This window comes from Bradyrhizobium sp. USDA 3364, assembly GCF_054056355.1.
Genome location: NZ_JBSRYG010000002.1, coordinates 2275912 through 2292379, shown reverse-complemented (window position 1 = coordinate 2292379; position 16468 = coordinate 2275912). Strand labels below are relative to the sequence as shown.

At 66.0% G+C, this 16468-nt stretch carries 17 protein-coding genes; 10 read left to right on the top strand and 7 right to left on the bottom strand.

Annotation, left to right across the window (positions count from 1 at the left end):
- Positions 1–6: 6 nt before the first annotated feature.
- Positions 7–1149, bottom strand: coding sequence for an FAD-dependent monooxygenase (locus tag ACVILL_RS10630; protein ID WP_456729005.1), 1143 nt, complete (start codon positions 1147–1149; stop codon positions 7–9).
- Between the two features lie 262 nt (positions 1150–1411).
- Here ACVILL_RS10630 and ACVILL_RS10625 point away from each other — a divergent pair, with 262 nt between their 5' ends.
- The 7 genes from ACVILL_RS10625 (at position 1412) to ACVILL_RS10595 (ending at position 6984) form a co-directional block, all read left to right on the top strand.
- Positions 1412–2728 (top strand): dicarboxylate/amino acid:cation symporter, encoded by a 1317-nt coding sequence (locus ACVILL_RS10625; protein WP_456729004.1) that lies wholly within the window; start codon positions 1412–1414, stop codon positions 2726–2728.
- Between the two features lie 24 nt (positions 2729–2752).
- Positions 2753–3682 (top strand): LysR substrate-binding domain-containing protein, encoded by a 930-nt coding sequence (locus ACVILL_RS10620; RefSeq protein ID WP_456729003.1) that lies wholly within the window; start codon positions 2753–2755, stop codon positions 3680–3682.
- 126 nt (positions 3683–3808) lie between these two features.
- On the top strand, positions 3809–4705 hold the full coding sequence (locus ACVILL_RS10615; protein ID WP_456734236.1) for a tripartite tricarboxylate transporter substrate-binding protein: 897 nt from the start codon (positions 3809–3811) through the stop codon (positions 4703–4705).
- Positions 4706–4861: 156 nt separating this feature from the next.
- Complete coding sequence (gene minC, locus ACVILL_RS10610) at positions 4862–5572, top strand: septum site-determining protein MinC (protein ID WP_456729002.1); 711 nt, start codon at positions 4862–4864, stop codon at positions 5570–5572.
- Between the two features lie 25 nt (positions 5573–5597).
- Entirely contained in the window at positions 5598–6413 is an 816-nt protein-coding gene (minD, locus tag ACVILL_RS10605) for a septum site-determining protein MinD (protein ID WP_456729001.1), read from the top strand.
- Positions 6413–6691, top strand: coding sequence for a cell division topological specificity factor MinE (minE, locus tag ACVILL_RS10600; RefSeq protein ID WP_456734235.1), 279 nt, complete (start codon positions 6413–6415; stop codon positions 6689–6691). The genes minD and minE overlap by 1 nt, the downstream gene beginning before the upstream one ends.
- Complete coding sequence (locus ACVILL_RS10595) at positions 6688–6984, top strand: hypothetical protein (protein ID WP_456729000.1); 297 nt, start codon at positions 6688–6690, stop codon at positions 6982–6984. Before minE ends, ACVILL_RS10595 begins: the two co-directional genes overlap by 4 nt.
- A 155-nt stretch (positions 6985–7139) precedes the next feature.
- On the opposite strand, the gene ACVILL_RS10590 is transcribed toward ACVILL_RS10595, so the two are convergent.
- Positions 7140–7943, bottom strand: a complete 804-nt coding sequence (locus tag ACVILL_RS10590) for an NAD-dependent protein deacetylase (protein ID WP_456728999.1) — start codon at positions 7941–7943, stop codon at positions 7140–7142.
- 112 nt (positions 7944–8055) lie between these two features.
- Between ACVILL_RS10590 and ACVILL_RS10585 the strand changes: the two genes are divergently transcribed.
- Positions 8056–8436, top strand: a complete 381-nt coding sequence (locus ACVILL_RS10585; protein ID WP_456728998.1) for a c-type cytochrome — start codon at positions 8056–8058, stop codon at positions 8434–8436.
- Positions 8437–8456: 20 nt separating this feature from the next.
- Here the strand turns inward: ACVILL_RS10585 and ACVILL_RS10580 are convergent, their stop codons facing one another.
- Together ACVILL_RS10580 and ACVILL_RS10575 are read right to left on the bottom strand one after the other, a co-directional pair.
- On the bottom strand, positions 8457–9572 hold the full coding sequence (locus tag ACVILL_RS10580) for a LysM peptidoglycan-binding domain-containing protein (RefSeq protein WP_456728997.1): 1116 nt from the start codon (positions 9570–9572) through the stop codon (positions 8457–8459).
- Positions 9573–9726: 154 nt separating this feature from the next.
- Positions 9727–10191 (bottom strand): Lrp/AsnC family transcriptional regulator, encoded by a 465-nt coding sequence (locus ACVILL_RS10575; RefSeq protein ID WP_057021181.1) that lies wholly within the window; start codon positions 10189–10191, stop codon positions 9727–9729.
- Positions 10192–10351: 160 nt separating this feature from the next.
- Here ACVILL_RS10575 and ACVILL_RS10570 point away from each other — a divergent pair, with 160 nt between their 5' ends.
- Together ACVILL_RS10570 and ACVILL_RS10565 are read left to right on the top strand one after the other, a co-directional pair.
- Positions 10352–11365 (top strand): 1-aminocyclopropane-1-carboxylate deaminase, encoded by a 1014-nt coding sequence (locus ACVILL_RS10570; protein ID WP_456734234.1) that lies wholly within the window; start codon positions 10352–10354, stop codon positions 11363–11365.
- A gap of 330 nt (positions 11366–11695) precedes the next feature.
- Positions 11696–11917: a hypothetical protein gene (locus ACVILL_RS10565; protein ID WP_456734233.1), complete on the top strand. Its 222-nt coding sequence runs from the start codon at positions 11696–11698 to the stop codon at positions 11915–11917.
- A gap of 309 nt (positions 11918–12226) precedes the next feature.
- On the opposite strand, the gene ACVILL_RS10560 is transcribed toward ACVILL_RS10565, so the two are convergent.
- The 3 genes from ACVILL_RS10560 to ACVILL_RS10550 all read right to left on the bottom strand — a co-directional run bounded on the left by ACVILL_RS10560 (position 12227) and on the right by ACVILL_RS10550 (position 16422).
- A complete protein-coding gene (locus ACVILL_RS10560; protein ID WP_456728996.1) occupies positions 12227–13168 on the bottom strand; it encodes a metallophosphoesterase in 942 nt (313 codons plus the stop codon).
- An 82-nt stretch (positions 13169–13250) separates the two neighbouring features.
- Positions 13251–14999, bottom strand: coding sequence for a flavin-containing monooxygenase (locus tag ACVILL_RS10555; protein WP_456728995.1), 1749 nt, complete (start codon positions 14997–14999; stop codon positions 13251–13253).
- A 169-nt stretch (positions 15000–15168) separates the two neighbouring features.
- Positions 15169–16422 (bottom strand): MFS transporter, encoded by a 1254-nt coding sequence (locus ACVILL_RS10550; protein WP_456728994.1) that lies wholly within the window; start codon positions 16420–16422, stop codon positions 15169–15171.
- Positions 16423–16468 lie beyond the last annotated feature (46 nt).

Here is a 16468-nt window from a genome sequence, read left to right as displayed (position 1 = left end):
TTGTGGTCAGGCCAGCGCCGGCTCGGCGAGTGGCGTGTTCCAGGCGTCGTAGCCGTAGACCCAGTCCGGATCGGTCGGGTTCTTCAGCCAGGTGTTGGTGCGCGAGCTCGCCTGCACGCGCGAGGTCCTGGGCTTGCGCGTCGCCTCGAAGCGGCGGAAGGCCTCAGCGACGCCGTCGCGATCGACATCCTTGAGACAGCGCGACAGCACCGCCGCATCCTCGATCGCCATCGCCGCGCCCTGCGCCATGTAGGGCGTCATCGGGTGGCAGGCGTCGCCGAGCAGCGTAACGTTGCCCTCGCTCCAGCGTAGCAGCGGGTCGCGATCGACCAGCGCCCATTTGTGCACCGACGGGCAGGCTTCGAGCACGGCGCGGACCTGGGGATGGAAGCCTTCGAACGCCTTGCGCAACTCGCTGACGTCTCCGGTCGCCGACCAGGATTCCACCGTGAAACCGGGCTCCGGCTGGCTGGTCACGAAGTAGACTTCGCTGCGATCGGGCTTGACGTAATAGATGACGATGTGACGATCTGGTCCCCACCATTTGGTGCAGTCGTCGATCGGATAGCCGTTGAGTAGTGAAGCCGGGAACACGGTGCGATAGGCGATGCGGCCGGTGAAGTTCGGCTCGTCGCGGCCGAACAGCCGCTCCTTGACGAAGGAATGCACGCCGTCGGCGGCGACCACGGCGTCGACCGTCGTGCTGTGCCCGTTGGCGAAGGCAAGCGCTACCGAGCGGTCGGGGCGCTGTTCGATCGCGATCAGTCTGTGGTCGAGACGGATGAGGGTGTCAGGCACCGCGCTGGCGAGCGCCGCATGCAGGTCGCCGCGATGGCCCAGGAGATACGGTGCGCCGTAGCGTTCCTCGGCGGAGGGGCCGAACACCATGTCGAAGCGGACGTCGCCGGTGTCGTATTCCTTGTTGTTCCAGGACCGTGGATAGAACGCCTCGCGGCGCAGCACCGGCTCGAGATCCCAGGCCCGCATCGCCTTCATCGCGTTGCAGCCGATCTGGATGCCGGCGCCGAGCCGCGTGAAGCGCTGCGCCTGTTCGTACACCGTCACATCAAGCCCTGCGCGGGTCAGCGCCGCGGCGGAAGCCAGTCCGCCCATGCCGGCGCCGATCACTGCCACCGAAAGTCTGCTCATTGTCGTTCCTCACAGCTTGCGCCGGTTGAACGGCCGGCTTCCCTGCATTTGTCGATCAAAGGCAGAGGCGCTCGCAACCGAGTAATGCTGACGGAGCGTGAGGTGAGCTCACGCGACCTGTGAGCTGAGGTCACGCTGCCTGAGCTTAACTCGTTTGCGCTTCGCGCATTCGCCCGCCAACGTTCCGCCGCTGCTGCATCGATGCGTCCGCCGACGATGCCTCCTGCGCGGCCAACATCAATACTTCCGAGGATCGACGCCCATGTCCACCATCACCAATGACGGCGCCGCCCGTCTCGACGCCGTCGCTGCGCCCTGGCATGCGCGTCTCTATGTCCAGGTGCTGATCGGCATCACGCTGGGCGCGCTGGTCGGCTATCTCTGGCCCGACGTCGGCGCGGCGCTGAAGCCGCTCGGCGACGCCTTGATCAAGATGATCAAGATGGCGATCGCGCCGATCGTCTTCCTCACCGTGGTGCACGGCATCGCGAGCCTCGGCGACATGCGCAAGGCCGGACGGATCGGCGTGAAAACGCTTGTGTATTTCGAGATCGCAACGACCGCGGCGTTGATCATCGGCCTCGTCGTCATCAACCTGGCGCGCCCGGGCGTCGGCATGAACGTCTCGGCAGCGTCTCTGGATTCCCGCCTCGTCGCCTCCTACGTCACCCAGTCGCACGACCAGACCGTGGTCGGCTTCCTGATGAACGTGATTCCGTCGACGGTAGGCGGCGCGTTCACCAGCGGCGACACGCTGCAAGTGCTGTTCTTCGCCGTGCTGTTCGGCATCGCCCTGCAACGCTATGGCGAGAACGGCAAGCCGGTGCTGGTGGCGATCGAGAAGCTGTCGAAGATCCTGTTCATCCTGATCGGCATGATCATGCGGATCGCGCCGATCGGCGCGTTCGGCGCCATGGCCTTCACCATCGGTAAATACGGCGTCGGCTCGATCGTCGCCCTGTCGCATTTCATGCTGGTGTTCTATCTCACCTGCGTGCTGTTCGTGATCGTCGGGCTCGGCATCGTGTCGCGCCTCGCGGGCTTCAGCATCTTCAAGCTGATCCGTTACCTCCGCGAAGAGCTGCTGCTGGTGCTGGGCCTGTCAGGCTCGGAATCGGTGATGCCGCGCTTCATCGATAAGATGAAGGCCGCCGGCTGCGCGGAATCCACCGTCGGTCTCGTGATCCCGACCGGCTACACCTTCAATCTCGACGGCACCTGCATCTATCTGACCATGGCTGCCGTGTTCCTCGCCCAGGCCACCGACACGCCGATGTCGCTGATGCAGCAGATCGGTCTCGTGGTGGTCTGCCTGCTGACGTCGAAAGGCGCGGCTGCCGTGCCGGGCAGCGGCTTCATCGTGCTCGCCGCGACCTTGGGCTCGATCGGCCACGTGCCCGTGGCAAGCATTGCGCTCCTGCTCGGCATCGACCGCTTCATGTCGGAAGCGCGTGCGCTGACCAACTTCATCGGCACGGCGGTCGCAACCGTGGTGGTGGCGCGCTGGGAAGGCGACCTCGACCGCGCGCAGTTCGTCCGCGCCCTCGACAATCCGGACGCCCCCACGCTATCCTCCTGACGCATCCGGAGACGCGACACGATCATGAGAAAGTTGCCACCGCTCAACGCGGTGCGAACATTCGAGGCGGCCGCGCGGCATGTCAGCTTCACCAAGGCCGCTGAAGAGCTGCTCGTGACCCATGGCGCGGTCAGCCGCCAGGTCGCGCTTCTCGAGGACTGGTTCGGCGTCAAGCTGTTTCGCCGCGCGCCCTCGCAGCTGACGCTGACCGCGGCCGGGCAGATCTATTATCGCGAGGTCACCGCGATCCTCGATCGCCTCGCGCTCGCCTCGATGGACATGAAGCAATACGGTTCGCCGTCGGTGCTGCGCGTCAGTGCGCCGCCGACATTCGCGATGCGCTGGCTGATCCGCCGCATCGCCTCGTTCCAGCGCATGCGCGCCGACGTCGAGTTGCGGCTGTTGACCTCGATCGGGCCGCTCAACGTCAACGACCGTTCGTTCGACGTCGCGATCCGCGGCAATGTCGGCGAGCCGGTCGGCTGGATGTCGCAGCACTTCATGACCGAGCTGATCGCGCCGGTCTGCCACGTCGACCTGTTGAAGCGTGGGCGGCTCGCCACCCCGGATGACCTGCGGCATCACACGCTGATCACCTATCTGACCGAGCCCTATGACTGGCCGCGCTGGCTCGCCCAGGCCGGCGGCGAGATGAGCGCGGATCAGGAGACGTTGCGGTTCGAGCAGATGTTCTTCGCGCTCCAGGCGACGATCGAGCGGATCGGCATCGGGCTGTTTCCGCTGTTCCTGGTGATCGACGAACTGATGGCGGGCCAGCTCTGCCTGCCGTTCGGCGATCTCGGCCTGCGCAAGCGCGAATACCGCTCGTTCTATCTCGCCGACAATGAAAGCGCGGGCGCCATCGCCGACTTCACCGCCTGGCTTGCCGATGCCGGCCGCGAGACCGAGCAATTCATGCTGGACTGGGCCACGTCGAAGGGCTGGAGCTTCTAGGCAAGCGGCTCTATGACAGCAGGAGGGGGAACGCGCATGCCCAACATGCCTCGCCGGCCATTCCTGCAACTTGCGCTCGGCGCGGCGACGCTGCCGCTTGCATCGCGCGGCGCGCGCGCCGAAACCATGGCGCGGCCGATCACGATGATCGTGCCGTTCGCCGCCGGCGGGCCGACCGATGTGCTGGCGCGGATTCTCGCCGAATACATGCGCAATACGGTCGGCCATCCCGTCATCATCGAGAATGTCACCGGCGCCTCCGGCACCGTTGCCGGCCTGCGCGCCTCGCGTGCGACACCCGACGGCTCCACGATCACGATCGGGCATTGGGGCACGCATTGCCTCAATGGCGCGATCTATCAGCTGCAATATGACGTGCGCGAATTCGCGCCGATCGCGCTGGTCGCGAGCGGGCCGCAGCTCATCATCGGCCGGCCCGATCTGCCGGCGAAAAACCTGAAGGAGCTGATTACCTGGCTCAAGGCCAATGGCGACAAGGCGACCGCGGGCACCGCGGGGCCGGGATCGGGCGCGCATGTTGCCGGCGTGTTCTTCCAGCAGTTGACGAGCACGAACTTCTCCTTCGTGCCATATCGCGGCGCCGGTCCGGCGCTGAACGACCTGATGGCCGGACATATCGACATCATGTTCGACCAGGCCTCCAACTCGCTGCCGCAGGTGAAGAGCGGAACCGTGAAGGCCTTTGCGGTGACGGCGCCGTCGCGGCTGGCATCGGCATCCGATATTCCGACGGTCGATGAGGCCGGCTTACCGGGTCTCTATATCGCCTATTGGCACGGCATTTGGGCACCGAAGGGCACGCCCGCCGATATCGTGTCTGTTCTGTCGAAGGCGGTGATGGCTGCGCTTGCCGAACCCGCCGTGCGGCAACGCTTCGCCGAACTCGGGCAGGAGATCCCGCCGCCGGCCAGGCTGAGCCCCGCCGCGCTGCGCGACCATCAGGCCGCCGAGGTCGAGAAATGGTGGCCGATCGTCAAGTCGGCCAACATCAAGGCGGAGTAGGGCCAGCGCGTTCACTCAGCCGCAAGCCGGGCTCCGCGCCGGGTCCTCGGCCGCGACGAACCACTGCAAATCCGTGAAAACACCCCCTCCGTTAACCTTCGGTTAACCATGCGGGTCGATTGTTAACCATTCGACAAGACAACCGAGTCAGGGGCGATGGACGCAACACAACAGGCCGTACGTCAGCAGGTCCGCATGCGCGGCCGTTCCTATGTTGCGTTCGTTTTCTCGCCGGTCGTGCCGGTGGTGTCCTGGCTCGCCGAGATCGACGCGACGCTGGGGAAGTCGCCGGGCTTCTTCACCGGCAAGCCCGTGGTGCTCGACCTCTCGGCGGTCGATCTCAGCCAGGCCGCGATTGCGCATCTGGTCGGCAGCCTCGGTGAGCGGAACATCCGTATCCTCGGCATCGAGGGGGTCGACGAATCCCGGCTCGGCGCCAACATGCCGCCGCTGCTGACCGGCGGCCGGGCCTGCGCGATCACCCATGTCGAGCCGCAAAAGCCTCAGCCGAAGGAAAAGGACAAAGACAAGGCGAAGTCGCCGTCGCTGCTGCTGGAAAGCCCGGTCCGTTCCGGCCAGTCGATCGTGTTCGCCGAGGGCGACGTCACCGTGCTCGGTTCGGTCGGCTCCGGCGCCGAGATCGTCGCCGGCGGTTCGATCCATGTCTATGGCACGCTGCGCGGCCGCGCGATGGCCGGCATCAACGGCAATTCGGCGGCCCGGATCTTCTGCCAGAAGATCGAGGCCGAACTGCTCGCCATCGACGGCTACTACCAGACCGCGGAAGAAATCGCCGACAGCTTGCGCAATCGGCCCGCCCAGGCGTGGCTCGAGGGCGAAATGCTGCGCATCACACCATTGAACTGACCGACTGACTACAAGGAGAGAGAGAATGGCCAAGGTATTGGTCGTGACGTCTGGGAAGGGCGGGGTCGGCAAGACGACCTCAACCGCCGCGCTTGGCGCGGCGCTTGCGCAAATGGGCCAGAACGTCGTCGTCATCGACTTCGACGTCGGCCTGCGCAACCTCGACCTCGTGATGGGGGCCGAGCGGCGGGTGGTGTTCGACCTCATCAATGTGGTGCAGGGGGTCGCCAAGCTGCCGCAGGCCTTGATCCGCGACAAGCGGCTGGAGAATCTCTGGCTGCTGCCGGCATCGCAGACCCGCGACAAGGACGCGCTGACCGAAGAGGGCGTCAAGCGCGTGATCGACGACCTCAAGACCAAGTTCGACTGGATCCTGTGCGACAGCCCGGCCGGCATCGAACGCGGCGCGACGCTCGCGATGCGCTACGCCGACGAGGCCATCATCGTCACCAATCCGGAAGTATCGTCGGTGCGCGACTCCGACCGCATCATCGGCATGCTGGACTCCAAGACCGTCCGGGCCGAGCGCGGCGAGCGGGTCGAGAAGCATCTCCTGGTCACCCGCTATGATGCCGGCCGCGCCGCGCGCGGCGAGATGCTGTCGATCGAGGATATCCTCGAAATCCTTGCGACGCCGCTGCTCGGCATCGTCCCGGAAAGCCAGGACGTGCTGCGCGCCTCCAATGTCGGTTGCCCGGTCACGGTGAACGCTGCAAGCAGCGCGCCGGCGCGGGCCTATACCGACGCGGTGCGACGGCTGATGGGCGAGACGATCGAGATGACCGTGCCGGTCCAACGCAAGGGGCTGATGGACCGGCTGCTGCGACGGAGGGCGGCATGATGAACGTAATGCGGCTGTTCGGGGGCCGCGGTGCATCGGCGCCCGTCGCGCGGGAGCGGTTGCAGATCCTGCTTTCGCATGAGCGCGGCCGGACCGGTGCGCCCGATCTCCTGGAGACGCTCCGCTCGGAAATCCTGAGCGTGGTGTCAAAGCATATCGATATCGATCCCGACAAGGTCGTGGTCCGGATGGACCGGGGCAAGTTCGTCTCGATGCTCGAAGTCGACATCGAGGTTCCCAATGGCGTGCAACGATCGAAGATGGCGGCGGCCACATGACGGCAGACAGCGACAGTCACATTGCCTGGCAGCGCGCGCAGCTGAAGCGGCTGCGCGCGGCGCTGAAGGAAATCGAGGTCGATCAGCTCGGCAAGGCCAATTGCGGCCGCGCCACGCAGATGACGATCGACGAGTTGCAGCGCAAGATCGGCGAGTCCGGCCGTTGCATTGCCGAGTACGAGCGCCGCACCCGCCGCCCGCTGGCGACGGATCGCGGCAGCCTCGCCAGCGTCAGCTGGACGCATTGGAACGCCAATCTGCCAATGGCCAAGCCGCAGCGCCATCGGGCGTAGGCAATTATCTGGTGCCTCGTCATTGCGAGGAGCGACAGCGACGAAGCAATCCATGCTTCAACGTGTGCGGCACGATGGATTGCTTCGCGGAGCCTGTCATCGGGCGCGCGTTCGCGCGACCCGTTGGCTCGCAATGACGTGGAGAGGTTGGCGGCCTACAGCAAAAACGACAGCGCCGTTTCGCACTGGTCCTCGACCTTGAGCGTGAGCAGGTCGTCGGCGCGGGTGCGGCCGAGATTGACGGCGGCGATCGGCAGGCCGCGCTGCTCCGCCATGCGGACGAAGCGAAAGCCGGAATAGACCATCAGCGAGGAGCCGACCACGAGCAGCGCGTCGGCCTGCTCGAGATACGCTTGGGCTGACGCAACGGTGTCGCGCGGCACGTTCTCGCCGAAGAACACCACGTCGGGCTTCAGCAAGCCGCCGCAGGCATCGCAGGCCGGCACGATGAATGACGAGAAATCCTGCTCGAGATCGGCGTCGCCGTCGGGCGCGTCGGCGGCATCGAGCGCGAGCCAGGCCGGGTTCAGCCGCGCCAATTCGCCCTGGAACTGTTCGCGCGGCATCGTCGCGGCGCAGCCGAGACAGCGGACCACGTCGAGCCGGCCGTGCAGGTCGATTACGCGCTCGCTGCCCGCGGCCTGGTGCAGGCGGTCGACATTCTGCGTCAGCAACAACTCGCAGCGGCCTTGCTGCTCGAGCTTGGCCAGTGCGCGATGCGCACCATTCGGCGCCGCGCGGCCGAACCGCCGCCAGCCGACCATGCTGCGCGCCCAGTAGCGCTGCCGCGTCGCCGCCTCGCCCAGAAACGCCTGGATGGTGACCGGCCGCGTCCGCTTCCAGTTGCCGTCGCTGTCGCGATAATCGGGAATGCCTGAATTGGTGCTGCAGCCGGCCCCGGTCAGGACAAACAGGCGTTGGTGCCGATCGATGAAATCCTGCAGGGCGGGGTGTTGCATGGCAGCATATCTAGTGCGGCGCGCACGGCCGCGCCAGATGGTGGGCCTGCTGCGAGAGGACCTTTCACGCCGCCTCTGCGTTGACGGCATGGCACTCGCGATGGAGTGATCGATGCGCCGAAAATTGATCGTCCTGCTATGCGCACTGACGTCGCTGCCGCTGTTGCCGTCCCATGGACAGGACGCCGGCGTGTCGGGCGAGCAGGCGTTCAACAATTCCTGCCGCACCTGCCACACCGTCAAGGACGGCGACAACCGCGTCGGCCCGAACCTGCACAATGTCGTCGGCCGCAAGGCCGGATCGGTGGCGAACTTTCCCTATTCGGAGGCAATGAGATCATCCGACATCGTCTGGGATGAAAGCACGCTGCTGCGCTTCATCGAGGACCCCGAAGCCGTGGTGTCGGGCAACGGCATGAAGCCGTATACCGGCGTGCGCTCGGCGGAGGATCGCGCCAGGATCGTGGCGTTCCTGAAATCCCCGGGCAAGTGACGGCCGGCGGCGTGCCGGCCTCACCGTGCCGGCACGACGAAGACCTGGCCGGGATAGATCAGGTTGGGATTGCGGATCTGCTGCTGGTTTGCCCGATAGATCACCGCGTAGCGCTGCCCGGCGCCGAATGCGCGCTGGCTGATCCGCCACAGACTGTCGCCGCGGGCAACGGTGGTGGTCGTGATCTTCGGCACGACCACGGCGGAGGGCGAGCCCGCATCCGATGCGGCCGCAGTGGCAGCCGCCGGGATCGATGCGGTCGTCGTCCTGTCCGGAACGTTGAACGGGACCTCGGCGCGCGCGCGGACCTTGCCGGAGCCGGGGTCGACGTCGTCGAGCCGGACGCGATAATCGCCGGCCGCGACGCCCTTGTTGATGGTGACCGAGAGGTGCCCTGCCTCGTCGGCCGTGGCAGATGTGATCAGGCTGTCGTTGAGATAGAGCCTGACGGTCGCGCCGGGAACTGCCTGACCGGTGACATGGAGCTTGCCGCCTGGTTCGGTCTCGACGGCCTCGACGGCCACTTTCCCGGCCGTTGGCGCCGCGGCCGCAGGCTGCGACAGCAGGCGGACCGGCTTGTCCGGCGCCATCAGCGCCACCATCGGCCGTTCCCTTGCCGCGGCCTCGAGCGCCACTGCCACGCTCTGCTTGGAAATCACCTGCTTGCCGTCACGCGTGATGCGCAGGGTCAGGTCGTAGTTTCCCGGCGGAAGCGGGCGCGGGACCATGACGAACTGGCCGGACTTGTCCGCCACGGCGCGATCGTGCACCTCGCCGTTGCGCAGCAATTCAACCGTCGCGCCAGGCGGCGCCCGACCCGCGACAACGGTCTCGCCGGTCGGCTCGATGTTGACGACGTCGAATTCCGGCAGCGCGTCGCCGCCCAAAACCGGCGACGGCCCCGCGAGCGCGTTGGCCAGCGCGGCGGCCTCGGTTTGCGCCTTTGCCAGCGCGGTTTTGTCCTGGTCTTGCGCGGGAGCCGCGGGCGCGGATGGTGCCGTTGTCATCAGACGCGCGTCCACGCCCAGGATTTGCTGGGTTTGGCGGATGCCGAAGACGAGCGCCGCGGCGCCGCCGACGGCGAGTGCCAGCAACGGTACGACCAGTTTCATCGCCGTGGCGTTCATGATGGTCATCTGCGGACGAGTTACCTCGCGCGAACGCGCGCGACCGGGCAGCCCTGGAGGGATTCCGGGAGAGATTGCGCCGGCTTGCGCTACCCATCAAGCTGGATGAAAGGATTACTCCTCTCGGCCGGCCCGGCCAACGGCTCAGCACGTTATGTCGGGCTCAAAACTCCAGCGCCGCATTGTCCACCACCTCCTTCATGACGAAGAAGGTGCGGGTCTGGCGCACACCGGGCAGCGCGATCAGCTGGTCGCCATGGATGCGCTTGAAGTCGTCGACGTCGCCGGCACGGATCTTGAGGAAGTAATCGAAGTCGCCGGCGACGAGGTGGCAGTCGAGCACGCATTTGAGTTTCGCCACCGCCTGCTCGAAACTCGCAAAGCTTTCCGGCGTCGAGCGGTCGAGTACGACGCCGACCATGACCAGCGTGCCCTTGCCGAGCTTGCGCGGCGCCACCATGGCGCGGACACCGCTGAGATAGCCCTCGTCGAACAGCGCCTGGGTCCGCCGGTGGCAGGTGGCGGGGCTGACGCCGACCTGATCGGCCAGCTCGGCATTGCTGAGCCGGCCGTTCTTTTGCAGCAATCTCAACATCTTGAGGTCGATGCGGTCGAGTCGGGCAGACATGGAAGAATCTCTCATCATTGGCTAGTTTTGTGAGAGGAAACATATCATCCAGGTCAAATCCAGCAATCTTCCTCAATTGTGCGGCCCGAGTTAGAGAGCACCTTTCGTGCCCGGGGTGATAGGTCTGGCCGCCGTTCAGGACACCAACGAGGACGCCAGCATGCTGGAAAAATTCGCGCGCTATCCGCTCACCTTCGGGCCGACCGCCATCGAGAAGCTCGATCGGCTGTCGAAGCATCTCGGCGGCAAGGTCGAGCTCTATGCCAAGCGCGAGGATTGCAATTCCGGGCTCGCCTATGGCGGCAACAAGCTGCGCAAGCTCGAATACATCATCCCCGACGCGATCGCCTCCAACGCCGACACGCTGGTTTCGATCGGCGGCGTGCAGTCCAATCACACCCGCATGGTTGCGGCGGTCGCGGCCAAGATCGGCATGAAGTGCCGGCTGGTGCAGGAAAGCTGGGTGCCGCATGAGGACGCGGTCTATGACCGCGTCGGCAATATCCTGCTCTCGCGCGTGATGGGTGCCGACGTGCGCCTGGTCGACGAAGGTTTTGACATCGGCATCCGCAAGAGTTGGGAGCAGGCGATCGAGGAGGTGAAGGCGGCGGGCGGCAAGCCCTACGCCATTCCGGCCGGCGCCTCCGTGCACAAATATGGCGGGCTCGGCTATGTCGGCTTCGCCGAAGAGGTCCGCGCGCAGGAGCGCCAGCTCGGCGTCAAGTTCGACTACATCGTCGTCTGCACGGTGACCGGCTCGACCCATGCCGGCATGCTGGTCGGCTTCGCCGCCGACGGCCGCGCGCGCAACGTTATCGGCATCGACGGCTCGTTCACGCCGGATCAGACCAAGGCGCAGGTGCTGTCGATCGCGCAGAACACCGCGAAACTGGTCGAACTCGGCCGCGACATCGTCGAGGAGGATGTCGTGCTGATCGAGGACTACGCCTATCCAGCCTATGGCGTCCCCTCTGAAGAGACCAAGGAGGCGATCCGCCTCAGCGCGCGGCTCGAAGGCATGATCACCGACCCGGTCTATGAGGGCAAGTCGATGCAGGGCATGATCGACCTGGTGCAGAAGGGCTTCTTCCCGGCCGGATCGAAGGTGCTCTACGCCCATCTCGGCGGCGCGCCGGCGCTCAACGGCTATGCCTACGCGTTCCGCAACGGCTGAGGGGATTCACGCTTCGTAGCCCGGATGGAGTCGAGAGAAATCCGGTCTGCGCTGCTCCAAACCTCCCCTTGCAAAGGGGAGGTCGCTTTGCTCGCCAGAGCAAAGCGGGTGGGGATCTGCTTTCTCCGCTTGCAGCATCGCCTGCGGCTGACCCCGTCCCGACCTTCCCCCTTTCAGGGGGAAGGGGAAGACAGCACCCTCCGCGGAGAGATTGGCCCGCATGAAGCGAAGCGAAATCCGGGTTACGTTCCATCTTCCCGAGTAAGGTCGGCGTCAGCTTCTCCCGATATCCTGGCCAGGCCGGGCGAGTTGGGAGACCTTCGCGTGAGGATGATGAATGCGGCCGGCCGAGCCATCGCCGCGCTCGGCGTCGGCATCGTCGCCGTGGGGCATTGGTTCTGGACCTATCCGGGCCACGGCGCCGTCCTGCGCGCCCGCCTGCTGGCGATGGACCACGCCGTCGAACTCTATGCCGGCATCTTCCTGATCGGCGTCGGCGTCCATGCCCTCGCATCCTGGTACTGGTTCAGCGATCCCAGTCCGCCGGCGTAGTCCCCGGTTGGGGAGCCGCGGCCCTCGCGGCGCATGGAACATGTCTGGGCTGACATGGGTAAAGGCTCAGTCTGAAATTTTGGCGGCTTGACGGAGCCCTCCGTCTGCGGCGGCATTGCGCGGCTGCGCGAAGAAGCCGGGAAATTGGGACCTCGGCTACTCCCTCTCTCCGTCCTTGCGGCAGGGCGATCGCATATGGTTGACGGCCATACGCCTTTCCCTGCGAAAGTCCGGCAGCCGCCGGCTCCTTTGCATGGGGTTGTTTTCGATATTTTGGCAACGCGCGCCCAGGATGGCAGCTCTCACCGGCTATCCCGGCCGCCGCAGCGTATGCACCGTGATCTCGGCCGGGCAATTGAGCCGCACCGGCGCAAGGCTGGTGCCGGCACCGGTCGATGTGTAGCCGGCGAGTTCGCCGAAACGCCAGGCGCCCCGGCCCATCCGGCGCGGCAACCGCGCCTCCAGCTTGATCGCGATGCCGCCGGGCAGGCAGAGCTGGCCGCCATGGGTATGGCCGCTCAGCATCAGGTCGAAGCCGGCGGCCGCCGCCGCGCGGTAGGATTCGGGCGTATGCGCCAGCAGGATCGAGAATGCATCGCGCGGGATTGCCGCGGCAGCCTTTGCAATGTCGTCGGTGCGGTAAAAGTGCGCGTCGTCGATCCCGGCGAGGTGGATCGTCACGCCATCGCGCGTGATCGGCTTCTGCTCGTTGAACAGCATCCTGATGCCCATCGCCTCCAGCGCTGGCGTCATGCGGATGCTGTCATGATTGCCGAGGACGCCGTAGAGCGGCAGCTTGATCTGTGCGCACAGATCCCGCATCAACGTGAGGCTCGTTTCAAACGGCCCATACGTCTTGCCGCGGTAGTCGCCCGTGAGAACGCAGATATCGCAGGCGATGTCGCTCACGATGTCCATCAGATGCCGCATCGCGTCCTGGCTGATGTCGGCGTGGAGATCGCTGAGCTGAAGCATGGTGAAGCCGTCGAAGGCCGCCGGCAGCCGCGTCGACGTCACCAGATTGCGCCGCACCTCGACCCGGTCGGCGTTGCGCCGCGCCCGGCCATGGAGGCCGGCCAGCTTGAGCGCGGTCGTGACGATCCGCGGCGCCAGGCGCCAGTTCTCGACATTGAACACCAGCGTACCCTGGCCGATCAGCTGCTTTTCGTGTGCGGCCTCGATGCCAAGCCGGCGCACGACATGGTCAGCGCCGATCCGTTCGACCAATCCCTGCAACGCCGTGTCGGCCATCGTCCCCCGTGCGGCCCGCGATACCAAACGCGAGCCGGCGCGACACTATCATGGGCGCTCCGCCGCAGGATACCGCTGCGGCTCAGACCACAGGAACCCGCTTCGCGGCGATCGCGGCCGGCGATATTACCTCGATGTCGAGCGGCACCTGCCAGCGCTCGGTGAAGCGCACCTGCGGCGGCGCGTTGCCGTTGCGCCCGCCCCGCAGCACGAAGCCGTCATAGCCCGAATTCATCACCTCATTGCACTTCTGCACATAGATCGGGAAGCCGCCGATATAGGGCATGAAGACGCGGGGACGGCCCGGGATGTTGGTCCCGACATACCAGGAGCTGCAGGTCGAGCGCAGCGAGACCGTGGAGACGTCGTTGACATGGGCGACCCAGGCGTCCTCGTCGTCGCGGACCGCCTCGATGGTGCCGGCGCCGATGTCGCGCATGTGACTGATGCAATCTGCCAGCCAGTCGACATGCTGCTCGATGGCCTGGATCATGCTGGCGAGCACCGACGGGCTGCCGGGCCCCGTGATCATGAACAGGTTCGGAAAGCCCTCGGAGGCGAGACCGAGATAGGCGCGCGGGCCGGCGCGCCATTTCTCGGCCAGCGTCTGCCCGCCGCGACCGGTGATTGCGATCTTGTCGAACGAGCCGGTCATGGCGGCGAAGCCGGTGGCGGAGACGATCGCATCGAATCTGTATTCGGTGCCGTCGACCACGATTCCCTCGGCCGTGAAGCGCTCGATCGGCGTCTTCGAGACGTCGACCAGCTTCACATGCGGCTGGTTGTAGGTCTCGAAGTAATTGGTATCGACGCAGAGGCGCTTGCAGCCGAACACGTTTTGCGGGCACAGCAGCTCGGCCGTGGCGGGATCCTTGACGATGCCGCGGATCTTCTCGCGCGCGAAATCGGCAATGGTGTCGTTGGCCGCCTTCTCGAACAGGAGATCGCCGAACGCGCCGAGGAAGGGCAGGCCGCCGCGTTGCCAGGCCTCCTCGTACAGCCGCTCGCGTTCATCCTCGCTCGCCTGCAAGGCGGGCTGGGCGTTGAACTGGAAATAGAAGCCGGTCGGGCGCGCGCGGGCTTTCGCGCGCAGCTCCGGGTAATGCGCCTTGGCTTCCTTCAGGTACTCCGCCGACAGCCGCTCGTTCCATGCCGGCACCGACCAGGTCGCGGTGCGCTGGAACACGGTGAGCTCGGAGGCCTGCTGCGCGATGATCGGGATCGACTGGATCGCGGACGAGCCGGTGCCGATCACCCCGACGCGCAGGCCGGTGAAATCGACACCCTGATGCGGCCATTCGCCGGTGTGATAGATCGGGCCGCGGAAATCGGCCATGCCCGGGAATGCCGGCCGGTTCGGCGCCGACAGGCAGCCGACCGCCATGATGCAGAATTTCGCGGTGACCTTGTCGCCACGATCGGTCTCGATCCGCCATGTGCCCGCCTGCTCGTCGAAGGTCGCCGCGGTGACGCGGGTATCGAACACGATCTGGGTGCGCAAATCGAAGCGGTCGGCGACATGATTGGCGTAGGCGAGAATTTCGGGCTGCGGAGAATACTTCTCCGACCAGCTCCACTCCTGGTCGAGTTCCTCGGAGAACGAGAAGGAATATTGCAGGCTCTCGACGTCGCAGCGCGCGCCGGGATAGCGATTCCAGTACCAGGTGCCGCCGACGCCGCCGCCGGCCTCATAGACCCGTGCAGTGAAGCCGAGCCCGCGCAGCCGATGCAGCATATACATGCCGGCGAAGCCTGCGCCGATCACCACGGCATCGAACGTTCCAGTTTCGGCAGGGCGCGCAGTGGTGCGCGCGGTGCTCTTCTGAGCCATGGCCCGTCTCTTCCCTATGTCTTGTTATGTCGTGTCTTGCCCGCGCCTCGTTGGACGCGGTGGACAAAAGATTAGGGCGAGGGCGGTGCGGCCCGCAAGCGCAGGCGTTGCCGCGTCGGGTATGGCTCCTATGCCGCCGGGCCAAGGGCTGCGGTATCCGGGCGCTGCCTCACTCCAGCCGCTGGACCTTGCGCAGCGCCGGGAACAACCACATCCAGAACAGCGCCACCGCAACCGTGCCGATGCCGCCGATCAGGGCCGCCGGCACCGTGCCGAACAGTGCAGCCGTGATGCCGCTTTCGAACTCGCCGAGCTGGTTGGAGGCGTTGACGAACAGATAGTTCACGGCGCCGACGCGGCCCCGCATCTCGTCCGGCGTCGCCAGCTGCACCAGCGAGACGCGGATCACGACGCTGATCGTGTCGGCCGCACCCATCGCCGCGAGCGCCAATGTCGAAAGCCAGATCTCCCGCGATAGCGCGAACACACAGATCGCAACGCCGAATGCGATCACGCCCTGGAACATGCGCAGGCCGACATGCTTTTTGATCGGATGCCGCGCCAGCGCCGCGGTCATGACCAGCGCCCCGACCGCGGGCGCAGCGCGCATCACGCCGAGCGCCCACGGCCCGGCATGCAGGATGTCGCTGGCATAGATCGGCAGCAGCGCGCTGGCGCCGCCGAGCAGCACCGCGAACAGATCGAGCGAGATGGTGCCGAGGATTGCCGGATTGTCGCGGACGAATTTGACGCCGGCGAACAATTGACCGAGCGACGGCGGATCCGGCTCGGCCGCCGGCCGCTCCAGCCGGATCGCGCCGGCGAGGATGGCAGCGAGCAGCCAGAACGCCGCCATCACGGCATAGGGGACCACCGGAGAGATCGCGTAAGCGACGCCGCCGATCGCGGGACCGGCGACGATCGAGGCCTGCCAGGCACCGGTCGACAGCGCGGTGGCGCGCTGCAACTGGCCCTCCGGCGCCACGGCCGGCAGCAGCGCCGAGGCGGCCGGGTCGCCGAATGCGCTGGCGACACCGAACGTAATCAGCACCGTGAAGATCTCGGGCACATTCAGGTCGCCGGCAAGGCTGCGCCAGCCGAGATAGGCGGCCCCCAGTCCCTGGATGAGCTGGCAGGCCTGCACGACGCGGCGGCGATCGTAGCGGTCGGCGGCGTGGCCGGCGATGAACACGAGCAGTGCGCTGGGGATGAATTGCACCAGCCCGACCATCCCGAGATAAACCGCGCTGCCGGTCAGCGCGTAGACCTGCCAGCCGATCGCAACCGTCGCGATCTGGTAGGAGAATTCGGAGAAGCCGCGCGACGCCACAAACAGCAGGAGCGGTGGATGGCGGAACAGATCGGCGGATGCGGCCCTCAGGTCGTGCAGACATGCGTCACGGATGGCGGAACCGGGGCGCATCGTCAATCTCTGTGATTTGGACACCGTCCATCTCGTTGGACCCGGC

What these genes read in the sequence shown, in the direction of transcription:
- ACVILL_RS10630 (WP_456729005.1), bottom strand. Translation starts at nt 1,149, where the DNA reads ATGAGCAGACTTTCGGTGGCAGTGATCGGCGCCGGCATGGGCGGACTG.
- ACVILL_RS10625 (WP_456729004.1), top strand. Translation starts at nt 1,412, where the DNA reads ATGTCCACCATCACCAATGACGGCGCCGCCCGTCTCGACGCCGTCGCT.
- ACVILL_RS10620 (WP_456729003.1), top strand. Translation starts at nt 2,753, where the DNA reads ATGAGAAAGTTGCCACCGCTCAACGCGGTGCGAACATTCGAGGCGGCC.
- ACVILL_RS10615 (WP_456734236.1), top strand. Translation starts at nt 3,809, where the DNA reads ATGGCGCGGCCGATCACGATGATCGTGCCGTTCGCCGCCGGCGGGCCG.
- minC (WP_456729002.1), top strand. Translation starts at nt 4,862, where the DNA reads ATGGACGCAACACAACAGGCCGTACGTCAGCAGGTCCGCATGCGCGGC.
- minD (WP_456729001.1), top strand. Translation starts at nt 5,598, where the DNA reads ATGGCCAAGGTATTGGTCGTGACGTCTGGGAAGGGCGGGGTCGGCAAG.
- minE (WP_456734235.1), top strand. Translation starts at nt 6,413, where the DNA reads ATGAACGTAATGCGGCTGTTCGGGGGCCGCGGTGCATCGGCGCCCGTC.
- ACVILL_RS10595 (WP_456729000.1), top strand. Translation starts at nt 6,688, where the DNA reads ATGACGGCAGACAGCGACAGTCACATTGCCTGGCAGCGCGCGCAGCTG.
- ACVILL_RS10590 (WP_456728999.1), bottom strand. Translation starts at nt 7,943, where the DNA reads ATGCAACACCCCGCCCTGCAGGATTTCATCGATCGGCACCAACGCCTG.
- ACVILL_RS10585 (WP_456728998.1), top strand. Translation starts at nt 8,056, where the DNA reads ATGCGCCGAAAATTGATCGTCCTGCTATGCGCACTGACGTCGCTGCCG.
- ACVILL_RS10580 (WP_456728997.1), bottom strand. Translation starts at nt 9,572, where the DNA reads ATGACCATCATGAACGCCACGGCGATGAAACTGGTCGTACCGTTGCTG.
- ACVILL_RS10575 (WP_057021181.1), bottom strand. Translation starts at nt 10,191, where the DNA reads ATGTCTGCCCGACTCGACCGCATCGACCTCAAGATGTTGAGATTGCTG.
- ACVILL_RS10570 (WP_456734234.1), top strand. Translation starts at nt 10,352, where the DNA reads ATGCTGGAAAAATTCGCGCGCTATCCGCTCACCTTCGGGCCGACCGCC.
- ACVILL_RS10565 (WP_456734233.1), top strand. Translation starts at nt 11,696, where the DNA reads ATGATGAATGCGGCCGGCCGAGCCATCGCCGCGCTCGGCGTCGGCATC.
- ACVILL_RS10560 (WP_456728996.1), bottom strand. Translation starts at nt 13,168, where the DNA reads ATGGCCGACACGGCGTTGCAGGGATTGGTCGAACGGATCGGCGCTGAC.
- ACVILL_RS10555 (WP_456728995.1), bottom strand. Translation starts at nt 14,999, where the DNA reads ATGGCTCAGAAGAGCACCGCGCGCACCACTGCGCGCCCTGCCGAAACT.
- ACVILL_RS10550 (WP_456728994.1), bottom strand. Translation starts at nt 16,422, where the DNA reads ATGCGCCCCGGTTCCGCCATCCGTGACGCATGTCTGCACGACCTGAGG.